A 14,115-nucleotide genomic window follows, 5' to 3' on the forward strand; every position below is an offset into this window, starting at 1 on the left:
AGGTCATCGGAACGATCACACGACCGAAGGGCAGGACCATGAGCGACGCACCATTTTCCCCGCAGACCGCCATCGTCACGGGATCGGATTCAGGCATCGGACGGGCTACCGCGGTGGCTTTGGCCCAGGCCGGCATGAATGTAGGGATTACCTGGCATTCGGACCAGCAGGGGGCCGACGAAACCGCGGAGGAAGTCCGCGCACTGGGCCGCAAAGCAGTCGTCCAACAGTTGGACACCACGGACATCCGCGGAACGGCAGCCGCCATCGGGAAGCTGGCCGATGAACTCGGCGGCGTCGACGTCTTCGTCAACAACTCTGGCACCGGCGACGGCACCAAGTTCCTGGAGCTCGACTATGACACCTGGATGTCCACCCTGGACACCAACCTCAACGGCGCGTTCGTTGCCATGCAGACTGCGGCGAAACACATGGTCAAGGCTGGTCGCGGCGGACGGATCATCGCGGTGACCAGCGTGCACGAGTTCCAACCCCGGGTGGGGGCCTCCGCCTATGACGCCTCCAAGCATGGTCTGGGTGGGCTGATCAAAACCATGGCCTTGGAGCTGGCCGAGCATGGGATTACAGCGAACAACGTGGCACCGGGCGAAATTGCGACCCCCATGACGGGGCAAACCGACCAGGACCCGGAGCAGGAGGAACGGCCCGGAGTACCGCTGGGACGGCCAGGAGATGCCAGGGAGATCGCCGCAGTCATCGCGTTCCTGGCTTCCCCGGCGGCCAGTTACGTCAATGGCGCATCGTGGCCTGTGGACGGCGGAATGCTGCAGATGGGACCACAGGCAGGATCGCACATTACCAGCAACGACTGGCGCGAAAGCTAAGCCCCGTCAGGCTCTGGCCGCCCGGTGGACAGTGAGCTAGTCTGCTTGGACGGCCTGCTTGGCGGGCCAGATTTTCCTTCCATATATTCGCAAGACGTTGATGAGGAGCACCATGGCTGGCCACACATATAGCGTTTCCGAAATTGTAGGAACTTCCAGCGAAGGCGTTGACGACGCGATCAAGAACGGCATCGCCACCGCGTCCCAGACCCTGCGCAACCTGGACTGGTTTGAGGTCAAGGAGATCCGCGGTCACCTCGAGGACGGCGCAGTGGCCGACTGGCAGGTCACCATCAAGCTTGGTTTCCGCCTGGAGCGCTGATTAGCCCGCGAGATGGCAGTTAATGACAGTTCCGGGGCTCCGGATTGTCATTAACTGCCATCTGGGCGGGAGGTTTCGGGCACAGGGGCTTCGGTGCCCATGTCGCCGAAATTGAGCAACGTCAAAGCGTCCGACGACGGCGAACCCGCCTTCGCCGAATACACCCTCAGCAGCTGGTCGGGGTCGTCCGGGAGACTGAGGGTTTCAAAGTTCAGTTCCAGGTCCCCCACCACGGGGTGGTGCAACCGGACGGTGCCCGCGGACCTTGTGGCCACGCGGTGACCAGCCCACCATTGGCGGAAGTGTTCGCTATGCACGGCAAGTTCACCCACCAGCTGGTTGGTTTGGGGATCGTTGGGATGCCTGCCAACATCCATCCGTAGCGCGCCAACAGCTTCGGCGGCTACCGTTTTCCAGTCCCTGAAAAGGCTCCCCGCTGCTGGATCCAGGATGATCCACCGAGTTAGATTGCGTTCGGGTGCGGGCAGCGCGGAGAAATCGGTGAAGAGCAGGTGCGCCATCCGGTTGGCTGCCAGGACGTCCGCCCGCCTGCCCAGCAGCATTGCAGGAACATCGCCAACGGCGTCCAGGAGTTGCCGCAGCGCCGGACGCACCTTTTGCACGGGGCCGGGGTTGCCGGAGGAACTGGCACAGTGTTCCAGCAGGTCCATCATGTGTGCCTGCTCCCCCGCATCAAGGCGGAGGGCCCGTGCGACGGACTCCAGGACCGCCTTGGAGGGGTGGATGTTGCGGCCCTGTTCCAGCCGCGTGTAGTAGTCGGTGCTGACGCCCGAGAGCCTGGCGACCTCCTCGCGGCGGAGCCCGGGGACGCGGCGGGAACCGCCCGACTCGTCCGTTCCGGCGTCGTCCGGCGAGAGGCGGGCACGCATGACTTTGAGAAATTTACCGAACTCCGCGCTTTGACCCATCCGTCCATTCTGCCGTTCCGGGTGCTTGAAAGACCACCATTTTGGGTAGGACTACCAGACCTAGGAAAAACAGGATCAGGCAGGATTGCTGACTCAGCCCCCAAAACTGCATAGGCTCAGTATCGAGCCCCGAAAGCGCTTTCTGGACTGTCACCACCCAAACCATCCAGTCGAAGGAGACCGTCATGCCAGAGCTGACATTGAACAACGGCGTCACCATCCCACAGCTGGGATTTGGTGTATTCCAAGTGCCTGCGGATGAAACGCAGAAGGTGGTGGAAGATGCATTGGAGGCCGGCTACCGCCACATCGACACCGCGGCCGCGTACCGCAACGAGGCCGGAGTCGGCGCGGCCGTCGCGGCCTCGGGGATTCCCCGCGAGGAACTGTTCATCACCACCAAGCTCCGCAACGGCGAGCAGGGCGAGGCTTACGACGCGTTCCAGCGCAGCAGGGACGCACTGGGCCTGGAGGTCATAGACCTCTACCTGATCCACTGGCCCGTCCCGTCACAGGGGCTTTACACGCAGGCATGGAAGGAGATGGAGAAGCTATATCAGGACAAGCAGATCCGGGCGATAGGCGTCTCGAACTTCCTCTCCGACCATCTGGACACCCTCCTCCGGGAAACAGAGGTGGTGCCTGCCGTCAACCAAATCGAACTCCACCCCACGTATCAGCAGGGTGATCTGGCGAACAAGTGCCGCGATCTGACCATCGCCGTCGAGGCTTACAGTCCGCTGGGACAGGGCAAGGACCTGAACGCCGAGCAGGTGGCGTTGGTGGCGGCGGCGCACGACACCACTCCTGCCCAGGTGATCCTGGCCTGGCACCTGGCCCAAGGGACCATCGTGATCCCGAAGTCCGCTGACTCCACCCGCATGCGCGAGAACTTCGGCGCGGCAGACCTCACCCTGACCGAATCGGAATTGGCAGCAATCACCGCACTGGAGGCGGGCGCCCGCATCGGCTCCGATCCCGCCGTCGCCGCTTTCACCCAGATGTAGCCACTCAACCAGACAAAAGGACCCCGCAGCTATGCAGTACACCCACTTGGGCCGCTCCGGCCTGAAAGTTTCACGTCTCTGCCTGGGCACCATGAACTTCGGTCCGCAAACCGACGAAGCGACCGCCCACTCGATCATGGATTCCGCACTGGATTCCGGCATCAACTTCTTTGACACCGCCAACGTCTACGGCGGAGCCGAGCACCGCGGCTGGACCGAGGAAATCATTGGCCGCTGGTTGGCGAAGGGCGGCGAGCGCCGCGAACGGACCGTCCTGGCCACCAAGTTGTACGGCACCATGACAGACCGCCCCAACGAGTCCAAGCTGTCCGCGCTGAACATTCGCCGGGCGCTGGACGCAAGCCTGAAACGGCTTCAGACGGATTACATCGACATCTACCAGTTCCACCACATCGACCGCGATACGCCCTGGGACGAGATCTGGCAGGCGATCGAAGTCGGAGTCCAGCAGGGCAAGATCCTCTACTCGGGCAGCAGCAACTTCGCGGGCTGGCACATCGCGCAGGCCCAAGAGGCCGCGCGCCGGCGGAACTACACCGGACTGGTCAGCGAGCAGTCCATCTACAACCTGTTCAAGCGCGAACTGGAGCTGGAAGTCATCCCGGCCGCGCAGCAATATGGCCTTGGCCTGATCCCCTGGTCACCGTTGCAGGGTGGCTTGCTGGGCGGTGTGCTGAAGAAGGAAGAGCAGGGTGTGCGCCGCACAGAGGGCCGTGCGCTTGAAACCCTCAAGAAGCATGAGGACCAGATCCGCCAGTACGAGGATTTCGCGGACGAGCTCGGCCACGCCCCTGGCGACGTAGCACTGGCCTGGTTGCTCCACCAGCCCGCCGTGACGGCACCGATCGTGGGGCCCCGCACGCAGGAACAGTTGGACGCCGCCATCCGGGCACTGGATGTAACGCTGAACGAGGACGCGCTCAAGCGGCTCGATGACATCTTCCCGGGCCACCGTCCCGCCCCTGAGGACTACGCCTGGTGAGCAGCCCCTTCATAAACAGTCTCGGCCAAACTGCGGATACGGTCGCACCACGGAACATCCTGTTCATCGGTGGGACCGGGGTCATCAGTGCGTCAGCGGCTGAACGCGCCGTCGCACTGGGCCACCGGCTGACCATCCTCAACAGGGGACGGTCAGCCGGCCGGCGGGTCCCTGATGGCGCTGAGGTGCTGCATGCCGACATCCGCGATCCCCAGGCTGTGCGTGAGGTACTTCAGGGAAGGGAGTTCGACGCCGTTGCGGACTTTATCTCCTACACCCCGGATCAGGCGCTTGCCGGCGTGGAGATGTTCCGCGGCCGGACGGGGCAGTACGTGTTCATCAGTTCCGCTTCGGCGTACCAGAAGCCGCCCACCACACTGCCCATCAGGGAATCGACGCCCTTGAAGAACCCGTTCTGGCAGTACTCGCGGGACAAGATCGCGTGCGAGGAAGTCCTGTTCGAGGCGTACCGCGAGCAGGACTTCCCGCTGACGGTGGTTCGGCCATCGCATACCTACGACCGGACCAAAATTGCCATGGTGGGTGGCTGGACGGATATCCACCGCATGCGCGCGGGCATGCCGGTCATGGTGCATGGTGATGGCACCTCGCTGTGGACTGTGACCCACAGCCGCGATTTCGCCAAGGCCTTCGTGGGACTCCTTGGACGGCCACAGGCTGTTGGTGAAAGCTACACCATTACCTCGGACGAGTATCTGCCGTGGAACCAGATCTACCGCTTGTTTGCACGAGCGGCCGGGGTTCCGGAGCCCGAGCTTTTCCACGTATCCTCCGAAACCATAGCCGCCCACAGCCCGGAGCTCGGCCCGAACCTGCTGGGCGACCGCTCCCACTCCGTGGTTTTCGACAACTCCAAGATCAAGGCCCTGGTTCCGGACTACCGGGCAACAATTCCCTTCGCGGACGGTGCAAGGGAGATCGTGGCGTGGCATGATCAGCATCCTGAGCTTCAAGTGGTGAACGAGGACTACATGGAGCTCAGCGATCGGCTCCATGAGGCTCTATGAAAGGAACAGACGGCCATGACATTTGCCCCGCTCATCGAGCTCAACGACGGCAACAGGATTCCCCAACTGGGACTGGGCACGTGGCCCCTGAATGACGCACAGGTGGCGGATGCCGTTACAGAGGCTGTATCCCGCGGCTATCGCCATATCGACACCGCCGTGAAGTATGGCAACGAGAAGGGCGTGGGAAACGGCATCCGGGCCTGCGGGGTGGACCGCGGGGACCTCTTCATCACCACCAAACTGGACGGGGAATTCCAAGGTTCCGGCAAGGCCGTTGCTGGTCTGGACGGCTCGTTGGAACGCCTCGGGTTGGACTACGTGGACCTGCTCCTCATTCACTGGCCGCTCCCCCGCCGCGACGAATTCGTCTCCACGTGGAAGACCTTCGAGGAACTCCGGGCGTCCGGCAAAGCACGCTCCATCGGCGTTTCCAACTTCAAGCCCGCGCACCTGGACCGCCTTTTCCGGGAAACGGACGTGATTCCCGCCGTCAACCAGATCCAGGTCAGTCCCTCCATCCCCCGGCCCGCCGCGCGGGCTTTCAACGAACGCCACGGCATCATCACCGAGTCCTACAGCCCGTTGGGGGCCAGCAGCGAGCTGTTGAACGCTCCCGTCCTGGCCGCGGTGGGCGACAAACATGGAAAGACTCCGGGCCAGATCGTGCTCCGCTGGCACGTGCAGCAGGGCCTGGTTGCCATTCCCAAGACCGCCAACCCGGAACGGATGAAGGAGAACCTGGAGGTGTTCGACTTCGAGCTGGACCAGGATGACCTCAGCAAACTGCAAACACTCGACGCCGGCCCGGACGCGGGCGTCGACTCGGACGTTCAGGGGCACTGACCATGGAAACAGCAGAAACACTCATCTGGACCGGCTCCTACACTGCCGACAGGAACGGAAACGGGAAGGGCATCACAGCCCTTTCCGCCGACGACAACGGCCAACTAACCTCGGTCGGTCTGGCCATCGAGGCAAACTCGCCGTCGTTCCTTGCGCTGCACCCCACGCTCCCGGTGCTCTACGCCGTGGCGGAGGAGGGCAAGACTGTGCAGGCCTATCGCAGGACGGGTGCCGCTGAGCTGGAGGCTTTCGGGAAACCGTGGCCCGCGGGCGAGGCCACGTGCCACGTCGCTGCGGATCCCCAAGGCCGTTTCATCGTGGCCACCTGCTGGGGCGACGGCCAGGTCATCCTGTACGAACTGGACGACGACGGCGCCATCACCTCGCGCACCAGCGCGGAAGCCGCCGTCGATCCCCACACCGCAGTGGCTCCGGAGCCGGGCCGGCCCAGCCGCGCCCATTCGAGCCTGATGCTTCCCGATGGCCGGGTCATGACCACGGACCTGGGACATGACCTGGTGCGCATCTGGAAGTACGCGGCGGGCGAGGGACTGGTGATCGACCACCAGGTGGTCCTGCCGGAAGGATCCGGCCCCCGGCACATGGCCCGCCACCACAGCGGCACAGTGTTCGTGGATACGGAATACTCGGTGGAAGTGGCCGCACTCCGAATGCAGCCCGATGGCACGTACGAGCTGACTGCGATGGTTCCGGCAAGCACCAACGGTGCGCAGGAGGGCGACGCGGGAGCTGAAATCGCCCTGTCTCCGGACGGCCGCTTCGCCTACGTTGGTGTCCGCGGAACCAACCGCATCTGCGTACTTGCGGTCTCCGAGGATGGCACCGAAATCGAACCCCTGGCGGACGCGCCGTGTGGTGGCGAATGGCCGCGCCACCACTTGGTCCGCGAAGGCTGGCTGTACGTCGCGAACGAAGGTTCCGACGACGTCGTGAGCTTCAGGCTCCACCCGGAAACGGGACTGCCGGGTGGCCCGGTGGGCCGGGTGGAGACGGGTTCTCCCAGCGTCCTTGTCCCGGCGGGTTAACTGACACCGAGATGGCACTTGATGACAATCATCCGCTCAGACATTGTCATCATGTGCCATCTCGGCGAGTTTTCAGGCGGACCAGACCTCGACGTCGTCCGTCCCGCAGATGAGCTTGCGGCCCGTCGGTTCGAGGACGACCCAGAGCAACTCCTGGTGCTTGGAAACGTCGTCCACCCGACCGACCCCTGCGCCCCACGCGACATCGTAAATCCACACGGGATCACCGGCGCTGAGCTCAGACCATTCCGCCGACGGGACGTGGCGGTATTCGGCGGGCCTGTTCAGGATGGTGCTGGTCATGCCGGGACTTCAGCCGTGGATCGCCGCCGCCAAACCGTGGGCGTGCCCTGGTAGGACGGGAGAACACTGCCTTCTGCGAAAACCTGGACTGCTTCCGGGTCGGAGTCCGGGCTCCACAGGCCCGACGCCGGGCAGTGGGAACCAGTAGGCATGACGCGGGTGGCTCGTTCGCGCAGGAGGGCGATGCTCTTCATCGTTGAAACTCATCCTTGGGTAGTTCGGGGGATTTTGTGAAGCAGATCTCCTCAACCCTATGAAACTCAAGCGATGATCGTTATGGACAAATGAATAACGTTCTCCTGCGGCACAGTGCTTTTGCACAGGAACCGCCATGGGGCCCGCCTACTTGTAGCTCAGGCTAAGAAAAAGTGCCTTCAGCTGCGCGTATTGCGTGGTCTTCATCCAGGCTTTGGCTGCCTCTGGAGTGGCGAAGGCCGGCTGCTTGGCGGGGTCGAAGATCGCGTAGGCACTCATGATTCCGTTGGGCACACGGACCTGATTGATACCTGAGCCCGTTTCCCCGGATTGCATCTCTGAGGCCAGGCGGACATCCATGACGTATGTGGGCGTCTGATCCAGCTCCGCGGTCGAAGGCGTTTCTCCCGGGTGAACCATCATGGCCGCCTGATGGGCAAAGAAACCGAACTGCACGGGATCACTGGCTGAGGTTGTGGAAACCACTCCAGGTACTGTGGCGCGGTCGTAGACGGTTCGCTTCACCCAGCCGCCTGTCCCATCCGCGTAGTTTCCGTTGAACACGCGCGCTACCTCGGCCCCAGCGGCATCGAAAACAGTCACAATGCGTGAGGCTTCCGCGGTCCCGGGCGGATCGTACGGTCCCTGTTCCGCCCGGACACTCCAGCCCACCGGGTACGTGAAGGACAGGTGCCCGTCCGGGAAGGTGAAGGTCTGGCTCGTGGGAACCTGCACCGGCGGGACCACCGGAGCGGTCGTGGGCGCAGCAGGCACGGTGGGTGTCGGCGCCTGGGTGGTTGTGGGAGTCGGGCTTGCCGTGGGCGTTGCGGACGGCGTCGCCGTAGGAGTTGGCGTTGCGGATGGGCTGGGCGTGGGGGTCGCCTCCGTCGACGTCACCGTGTTCGCGGGCGCCGGGGTTGAAGTCACGGTCCCGAAGTTCGCGGCGACAAGCACCCCTGCGGTGACGGCGGCTGCGCCGAGCAGGAGCCCGCCGGCGATCTGGGCCTTCCGCCGCCGTCGGTTTTCCAGGGACGTGACCCCGGCCAGTGGGCTGTTGTCGCTGTACACAGTGGATCCCGACAGGATCTTGTGCAGGGCTTCTTCGCCGTTCGGTTCCGTCACTGGATCGATAGTGAGCGGGTCAACAGCTGAAATTTGGTTCTTGATCGGATCCATTGTCTTCAGACCCCCATCTTCTCTGTAGTCGGGTCGGCCCCTGCAGGCATCTGCTTCCGGAAGGCCGCGCGTGCCCGGTGGAGACGGACTTTCGCTGCTGATTCACTGCATTGCAGCACAGCGGCGATGTCGACGATCCCCAGGTCGTCCCAGTAGGCCAGCTGCAATATGTCACGGTCCTTCTCGCGAAGGCGGTCCATCGCTTCCTGAACGGCGACGTTTTCCGAGTTGTCGCCAAACCGCTGGACCGCCGTCGTGCGCAATTTCTCCTGCAGCGCCTGCCGCCTGTCGCGGCTGCGGTACGCGTTGCCCACCAGGTTGCGGGCAACGGTCAACAAGTAGGCGAGGTCCGGGCGTGAGTCGTCCACCCATTTTTGCCACACGACGCGGAATACATCCGCTGCTATCTCCTCCGCCACATGCGACGATTCAACGCGTCGGCAAACGAACTTGTAGACGGACGGATAGCTGTCTTTGTGAATGGCGATGAATGCCAATTCGCGCTCGGAAAGCACGATTTCCCCCTGAATATAGAACCCGGACCTGCAGGATACTTGGTTAGTTTCCGGCCGGGCCGCCACGGTTACACGCGGCGAAAAAGTTTTTGCTGTGATCCCTGCGATAGTTTCGAGTCATGGTGAAAACAGGAGCGTCAGTTGAGTGGGCGCGTCAGCAGGTAGACCTCGGCCGCGTGCCGCTTGCGGTTCTGGGGATCGCGTCCAGCAACGGTATTGAGGACGTCGTAGCATTCGGGTCCGACGGCGGCCGGCAAGCGACCGTCGAGGACCACTTCGCGCTGTTCTCCGTCTCAAAGCCCATCAGTGCCCTGGCCGTCATGCGCCAGGTCGAGTTGGGAAAGCTATCGCTGGGCAATGCGCTCTCGACGGCGGTTCCGGGTTTCGGCGCCGGCCGCACCGACACCGTAACGCTGGAGCACCTGCTCAGTCACCGGTCCGGGATCACCGACCCGGAGCTCGACGACGGTGTCCCCCTCCGCGACGCCCTCACCTCGGCGGGGCAAACCTTTTACGCGGGATCCTTGGTCCAGTACTGCAACATCGCTTTCGAGGGTGCAGCAGCCATGGCCGAGTGGGCTGATGGGCGTCCGTTTGAGGAGCAGGTCCTGTCCCTGGCAGCCGACACCGGCGCAAGCGGCCTCACTTTCAGCACGGACTGCAACCCACATACGGTGCACGGAACCGAGGCGGAGGGACTGAACGCCGAGGCCATGTTCCAGCAAAGGCACCCGGGAGCGGGGCTCTTTGGAACAGCCACGGACCTGCTCAACCTCGGCACGGAGTTGCTCAGGGATTCCGGCGAGGCCGTCCAACCAGCCACCCTGGCAGCCATGCGCCGGCCTCGAACCACGGAGCTTTCACACATCACCACCCGGCCCAAACCTCTTCGCCACACCGGTCTGGGATTCCAATTGCCGGCCAACGAGTCCGAGTTGATCGCACGGGGGATCTACGGCCACCCCGGTTGGTCCGGAACGGAGTGGTGGATGTTCCCTGAGCAGGATCGCTGCGCGGTGTTCCTGACGAACGTCCTGGACACCCCGGACCTTGGCGTGGACACCACAGCGTTGTTCAACGCGGTGGCGGCTTCCTAACCCTTGCGGGCAACCCGTCCCCGCCACGCGGACACAGCCCACACCAACGCGAACAATGCCACGAGGATCAGGCCAGCGTCCCCGAGGTCCACTTCGCCGAGCCAGGAGGTCAGTGGGTCCTCCAGCCCAAACGCGGCATTCGCGAACCCGCCCAGCGTGATTACTGAGATGAACAGGGCCGACACAGCCGAGATACCTGTTATCAGCGCGTTGAAGCCCAGCTTGCGCTGCGGATTGTTGATCGCGGATTTGTACATCTTCATCATGGCCACGCCGTTGGCGGAATCGCACAGGGTCATGGCTGCGGTGAACGCAAGCGGCAGCGCCATCAAGGCGAGCGGCGATACTCCGGCGAGTGACGCCGTCGTGGTTATCACCAGCAGCCCGATGGTGGTGGCGGTATCGAAGCCCAGCCCGAACAGGAAGCCGATCACGTAAATGTTCCGCGGCCGCTCCACCTTGGACAGTGGTTTGGCCAGGAGCCTGGCGACGAAGCCTTTCGCTTCGAGGTCTTCGTGGCGGACCTCGCCTCCGGCTTGCACGTCCCTGTACAGCTTGGTGGCGCGCACGAAGGCCGAGCCGTTGAAGAGGCCCATCGCCAGCAGGAACAGCCCCGAGACGCCGCTCCCGATCAAGCCCAGGACCTTGTTGCCTGTGGTGCCGTCCTCCATGAACTGCCCCACCAGCGTGGCTCCCGCCACCACCAGCAATCCGGCCAGCACCACCACCGAGCTATGGCCCAGGCTGAACGCGAAACCCACGCTCACGGGGTCCTTATGCTGGGCGACGAACTTCCGGGTGGAATTGTCGATCGCGGCGATGTGGTCCCAGTCGTAACTGTGCTTAATGCCCGCCACGTAGGCGGTGACCACCAGACCCAGCGCCAACGGTTGGGCACCACCGGCGGCGCCGGCGAGCAGAAGAACGACGGCGGCGGCATGCAACGCGGCTACGGCACCGAAGGTGAACAGCAATCGGGTCCGCAGGGAAAGGTTCTCGCGCTCCCGGTACATGGTGGCGAACTCAGTCAGCGCGGTCATCAGTACTTCCTCAGGTTCAAAGGCGCCTGGCCGAACCAACGTTCCCGCAGAACGCTGGTGCAGGCACCCAGTAAATTGTTGAGTTCCCCAGTGCCGTTCGACAACGATCGCAGCACAAGCCCGGTGCTCCCGGCAAGGGTCTGCGTCAAGGAAACACCCGTATAGGCGTCAAAGTCACTAGCCAAGTGGCTCAGTTCGTCAGCAAGTTCCTGGCCCACCCGTGGGTCCACCACTACCAACGAGCCCAGATGACTGAAACCCTCCATGAACCCCATCCCACTGACGTCGTTTACAGGTGGGCGGATTAGAAGGTTGTCCAGCGCCAACAATGCCGGCCCGGCGTCGTCCTCGATCCAGATCTCGTTGCGCAACCGCACCTCTTCATACTTGAAGGCAGCACCGTCCGGCGACCATCCCGGCGTGATGACCTCCGCCATGACAAGGCTCGACGACGGGTGGAGACTGATGCGCGAATTCTGCCGGTAGCTCGCCTCCCGGTAGGCGATCAACTGGTCGGGCACCAGCTCCAACCGAGCGTCCTCCCCCAGCCTGATGTTCATCCGCTGCTCGGCAAAGGACCCCGGAGTCCGGTAAATCTTCGTGGCCGACTGCGTGGTCAGCAGAAGGTCGGCCCCGTCTTCCACCTCCACGTCGACAAGGAACAAATCCGCCCCCAGATACGCCCCACCCGGATTGACCATGACATAACAAACCTGCCCACTCTGATCCAGGTAATGCGCCCGAAGCACCCGCAAAGCACCCTCATGGAACTGCCGCGCAGCAACGGACCGCCCCCCGCGCACACAAACCCCAAGCTCCAACCGTCCCCGCACAGCCCCCTCGCCCAAAGCGACCCCAGCGCCGGGCCCTGGTTCCGCTCCCTGCCCTTGGTCAGCGGAGGCGGGGATAAGGGGCCGCGGCGTGGTGGGCACCGCGAAGCGGGCACGGCCCCTTATCCCCGTCGAAGCGGTGACGGTCGCTTTCACTGCGCCAGATCAAGCATCAGGACGTCGCGGCGGATCCAGTTGAGGACCTCTTCCAGGCCTTCGTCGGTCTTGAGGTTGGTGAAGCAGAACGGTTTGTTGCCGCGGAACTCCTTGGAGTCCCGTTCCATGATGGCCAGGTCCGCCCCCACGTGCGGCGCCAGGTCGGTCTTGTTGATGATGAAGAGGTCGGACTTGATCATGCCCTGGCCGGCCTTGCGGGGGATCTTCTCGCCCTGGGCGACGTCGATGATGTAGATGGAGAAGTCCACGAGTTCGGGGCTGAAGGTGGCGGACAGGTTGTCGCCGCCGGACTCTACGAAGATGACCTGCAGGTCGGGGTGGCGTGCCTTCAGTTCTTCGATGGCCGCGGTGTTCATGGAGGTGTCTTCGCGGATGGCGGTGTGCGGGCATCCGCCGGTCTCGACGCCGATGATCCGGTCTTCGGGGAGGATGCCGTTGGCGGCGAGGATTTTGGCGTCTTCGATGGTGTAGATGTCGTTGGTGATGGCGGCCATGGAGATGTCGCCGCTCATGTGCCGGGTGATGCGTTCGACCAGTTGGGTTTTGCCTGCTCCGACGGGTCCGCCTACACCGATCCTGATGGGTTCTGTCATGTCTTCTGTCCTTTGCATCAGTTAGCTCATGAACATGCGGGCACGTTGCCGTTCGTGCCGCATTTGTGAAATTTCAAGTCCGGGGCTTACGGCCCCAAAGTCGTCCCAGCACAGCTGTGCTACAACGTTGATGGCGGTAGCGACGGCGTCGTGCGCGTCCCGAAGTACCCGCTGCCCGGCGTTCTGCCCGAGCGGTATGGCGCGCACCGCGTTCTGTGTCAGGGACGTGACAGTGGCAAAGAGGTAGGCTGACAGCGCCTCCTCGAAGGGTACCCCCAGCGACCGGGCAATCACCCCAAAGGCCAACGGCTGGTGCCCCGATGCGCGGCCGCCGCGGACCAACTCCCTGTAGGCCTCCAACTCCGTGGATGGGAACACCTCACCGCCGATCTCCAGCAGGCGGCCGCCCATTTTCAGGGAAGCCTCCCGCACCTCCCGGGCCAGCAACTGCCCGGACAACACGCGGTCCAACAATCCAACATCCACCCCTTCGTAAAGGAATCGGATAGCCAACCCATCGGAATAACTCAACTGCTGCCCCACAAAGGCCCGCAACCAAACGCCAAATGAGCCCTCATCACCCACAAGGCCGCGCTCAATGTAGCCCTCAAACCCCAAAGAATGGGCAAACGCCCCCGTGGGCAGCGCCGAGTCAGTCAGCTGTTGAAGAGCCAGCTGATAGCTAGTGCGAGTGCTCAGCATGGCGGAACGGCACCGGCATGACCCGCTCTTGCCTGTCGTAGGGGACGCCGACGCTCTTCACATAGTCTTCGACGGTGTGGTCATACTGGCACACCATGACTTCGGCCCCGTACTCGGACGACGCATCAAAGAACTGCGCCTGCAGATGCCGGTTGCCGAGTGAATGTGCCACCACTCCCATCTCATGGATGCTCCGGGGCGCGATCACCAGAACGTCGGTGGGCAGCACGGAGATGACAATCAGGTTGGAGTCTTCGATGGCCAGGATGTCGCCGTCGCGGAGATCGCCGCTTCCGGAGGGGAGGCGGATTCCGAGTTCCTTGCCGTGATCGGTGGTGACGCGCTGGATGCGCTTGACCAGCAGGCTGCTGGGGAGCACCACCTTTTCTTTGTGGTGGCCGGCGTAGGCGTTGCCCGATAATTCGTGCAGGTTGCCGAGGATTCTTTCGATGATCACGGAT

18 protein-coding genes are annotated in these 14,115 nt (G+C 63.3%); 8 read left to right on the plus strand and 10 right to left on the minus strand.

Features of this window, described 5'->3' with window-relative positions:
* Positions 1-38 precede the first annotated feature (38 nt).
* A complete protein-coding gene (locus LRQ04_RS11565; protein WP_235520305.1) occupies positions 39-845 on the plus strand; it encodes an SDR family oxidoreductase in 807 nt (268 codons plus the stop codon).
* A gap of 112 nt (positions 846-957) precedes the next feature.
* A complete protein-coding gene (locus LRQ04_RS11570) occupies positions 958-1,167 on the plus strand; it encodes a dodecin (protein WP_211710990.1) in 210 nt (69 codons plus the stop codon).
* Positions 1,168-1,217: 50 nt separating this feature from the next.
* Here LRQ04_RS11570 and LRQ04_RS11575 read toward each other — a convergent pair whose 3' ends face one another.
* On the minus strand, positions 1,218-2,096 hold the full coding sequence (locus LRQ04_RS11575) for a helix-turn-helix transcriptional regulator (protein ID WP_235520306.1): 879 nt from the start codon (positions 2,094-2,096) through the stop codon (positions 1,218-1,220).
* 185 nt (positions 2,097-2,281) lie between these two features.
* On the opposite strand from LRQ04_RS11575, the gene LRQ04_RS11580 reads away from it, so the two are divergent.
* The 5 genes from LRQ04_RS11580 to LRQ04_RS11600 are packed head-to-tail and all read left to right on the plus strand — an operon-like array spanning position 2,282 to position 7,026.
* A complete protein-coding gene (locus LRQ04_RS11580) occupies positions 2,282-3,103 on the plus strand; it encodes an aldo/keto reductase (RefSeq protein WP_235520307.1) in 822 nt (273 codons plus the stop codon).
* A 31-nt stretch (positions 3,104-3,134) separates the two neighbouring features.
* Positions 3,135-4,106, plus strand: coding sequence for an aldo/keto reductase (locus tag LRQ04_RS11585; protein WP_235520308.1), 972 nt, complete (start codon positions 3,135-3,137; stop codon positions 4,104-4,106).
* On the plus strand, positions 4,103-5,134 hold the full coding sequence (locus tag LRQ04_RS11590) for an NAD-dependent epimerase/dehydratase family protein (protein WP_235520309.1): 1,032 nt from the start codon (positions 4,103-4,105) through the stop codon (positions 5,132-5,134). The genes LRQ04_RS11585 and LRQ04_RS11590 overlap by 4 nt, the downstream gene beginning before the upstream one ends.
* A 15-nt stretch (positions 5,135-5,149) precedes the next feature.
* The gene (locus tag LRQ04_RS11595; protein ID WP_235520310.1) at positions 5,150-5,980 is read left to right on the plus strand and encodes an aldo/keto reductase; all 831 of its coding nucleotides are present in this window, start codon (positions 5,150-5,152) and stop codon (positions 5,978-5,980) included.
* 2 nt (positions 5,981-5,982) lie between these two features.
* Positions 5,983-7,026 carry a beta-propeller fold lactonase family protein gene (locus tag LRQ04_RS11600; RefSeq protein WP_235520311.1) on the plus strand — a complete coding sequence of 348 codons (1,044 nt, stop codon included), beginning with the start codon at positions 5,983-5,985 and terminating at the stop codon, positions 7,024-7,026.
* Positions 7,027-7,098: 72 nt separating this feature from the next.
* Here LRQ04_RS11600 and LRQ04_RS11605 read toward each other — a convergent pair whose 3' ends face one another.
* The 4 genes from LRQ04_RS11605 to LRQ04_RS11620 all read right to left on the minus strand — a co-directional run bounded on the left by LRQ04_RS11605 (position 7,099) and on the right by LRQ04_RS11620 (position 9,215).
* Positions 7,099-7,329 carry a hypothetical protein gene (locus tag LRQ04_RS11605; protein WP_235520312.1) on the minus strand — a complete coding sequence of 77 codons (231 nt, stop codon included), beginning with the start codon at positions 7,327-7,329 and terminating at the stop codon, positions 7,099-7,101.
* Positions 7,326-7,523 (minus strand): hypothetical protein, encoded by a 198-nt coding sequence (locus LRQ04_RS11610; protein WP_235520313.1) that lies wholly within the window; start codon positions 7,521-7,523, stop codon positions 7,326-7,328. Before LRQ04_RS11610 ends, LRQ04_RS11605 begins: the two co-directional genes overlap by 4 nt.
* A 148-nt stretch (positions 7,524-7,671) precedes the next feature.
* Positions 7,672-8,646: a hypothetical protein gene (locus LRQ04_RS11615; RefSeq protein ID WP_235520314.1), complete on the minus strand. Its 975-nt coding sequence runs from the start codon at positions 8,644-8,646 to the stop codon at positions 7,672-7,674.
* A gap of 59 nt (positions 8,647-8,705) precedes the next feature.
* On the minus strand, positions 8,706-9,215 hold the full coding sequence (locus tag LRQ04_RS11620) for an RNA polymerase sigma factor (protein ID WP_235520315.1): 510 nt from the start codon (positions 9,213-9,215) through the stop codon (positions 8,706-8,708).
* A 119-nt stretch (positions 9,216-9,334) separates the two neighbouring features.
* On the opposite strand from LRQ04_RS11620, the gene LRQ04_RS11625 reads away from it, so the two are divergent.
* Positions 9,335-10,312: a serine hydrolase gene (locus LRQ04_RS11625; RefSeq protein WP_235520316.1), complete on the plus strand. Its 978-nt coding sequence runs from the start codon at positions 9,335-9,337 to the stop codon at positions 10,310-10,312.
* On the opposite strand, the gene LRQ04_RS11630 is transcribed toward LRQ04_RS11625, so the two are convergent.
* From LRQ04_RS11630 to ureE, 5 genes are all read right to left on the minus strand, one after another.
* Positions 10,309-11,352 (minus strand): HoxN/HupN/NixA family nickel/cobalt transporter, encoded by a 1,044-nt coding sequence (locus LRQ04_RS11630; RefSeq protein WP_235520317.1) that lies wholly within the window; start codon positions 11,350-11,352, stop codon positions 10,309-10,311. The genes LRQ04_RS11625 and LRQ04_RS11630 overlap by 4 nt on opposite strands.
* Positions 11,352-12,200, minus strand: a complete 849-nt coding sequence (locus LRQ04_RS11635) for an urease accessory protein UreD (RefSeq protein ID WP_235520378.1) — start codon at positions 12,198-12,200, stop codon at positions 11,352-11,354. Before LRQ04_RS11635 ends, LRQ04_RS11630 begins: the two co-directional genes overlap by 1 nt.
* 134 nt (positions 12,201-12,334) lie before the next feature.
* Positions 12,335-12,952 carry an urease accessory protein UreG gene (ureG, locus tag LRQ04_RS11640; RefSeq protein ID WP_235520318.1) on the minus strand — a complete coding sequence of 206 codons (618 nt, stop codon included), beginning with the start codon at positions 12,950-12,952 and terminating at the stop codon, positions 12,335-12,337.
* 21 nt (positions 12,953-12,973) lie between these two features.
* Positions 12,974-13,654, minus strand: a complete 681-nt coding sequence (locus LRQ04_RS11645; protein ID WP_235520319.1) for an urease accessory protein UreF — start codon at positions 13,652-13,654, stop codon at positions 12,974-12,976.
* Entirely contained in the window at positions 13,635-14,111 is a 477-nt protein-coding gene (gene ureE / locus LRQ04_RS11650) for an urease accessory protein UreE (protein WP_235520320.1), read from the minus strand. Before ureE ends, LRQ04_RS11645 begins: the two co-directional genes overlap by 20 nt.
* Positions 14,112-14,115: the final 4 nt, after the last annotated feature.

Origin of the sequence: Paenarthrobacter sp. AR 02, assembly GCF_021538675.1 — a bacterium.
Lineage (GTDB): Bacteria > Actinomycetota > Actinomycetes > Actinomycetales > Micrococcaceae > Arthrobacter.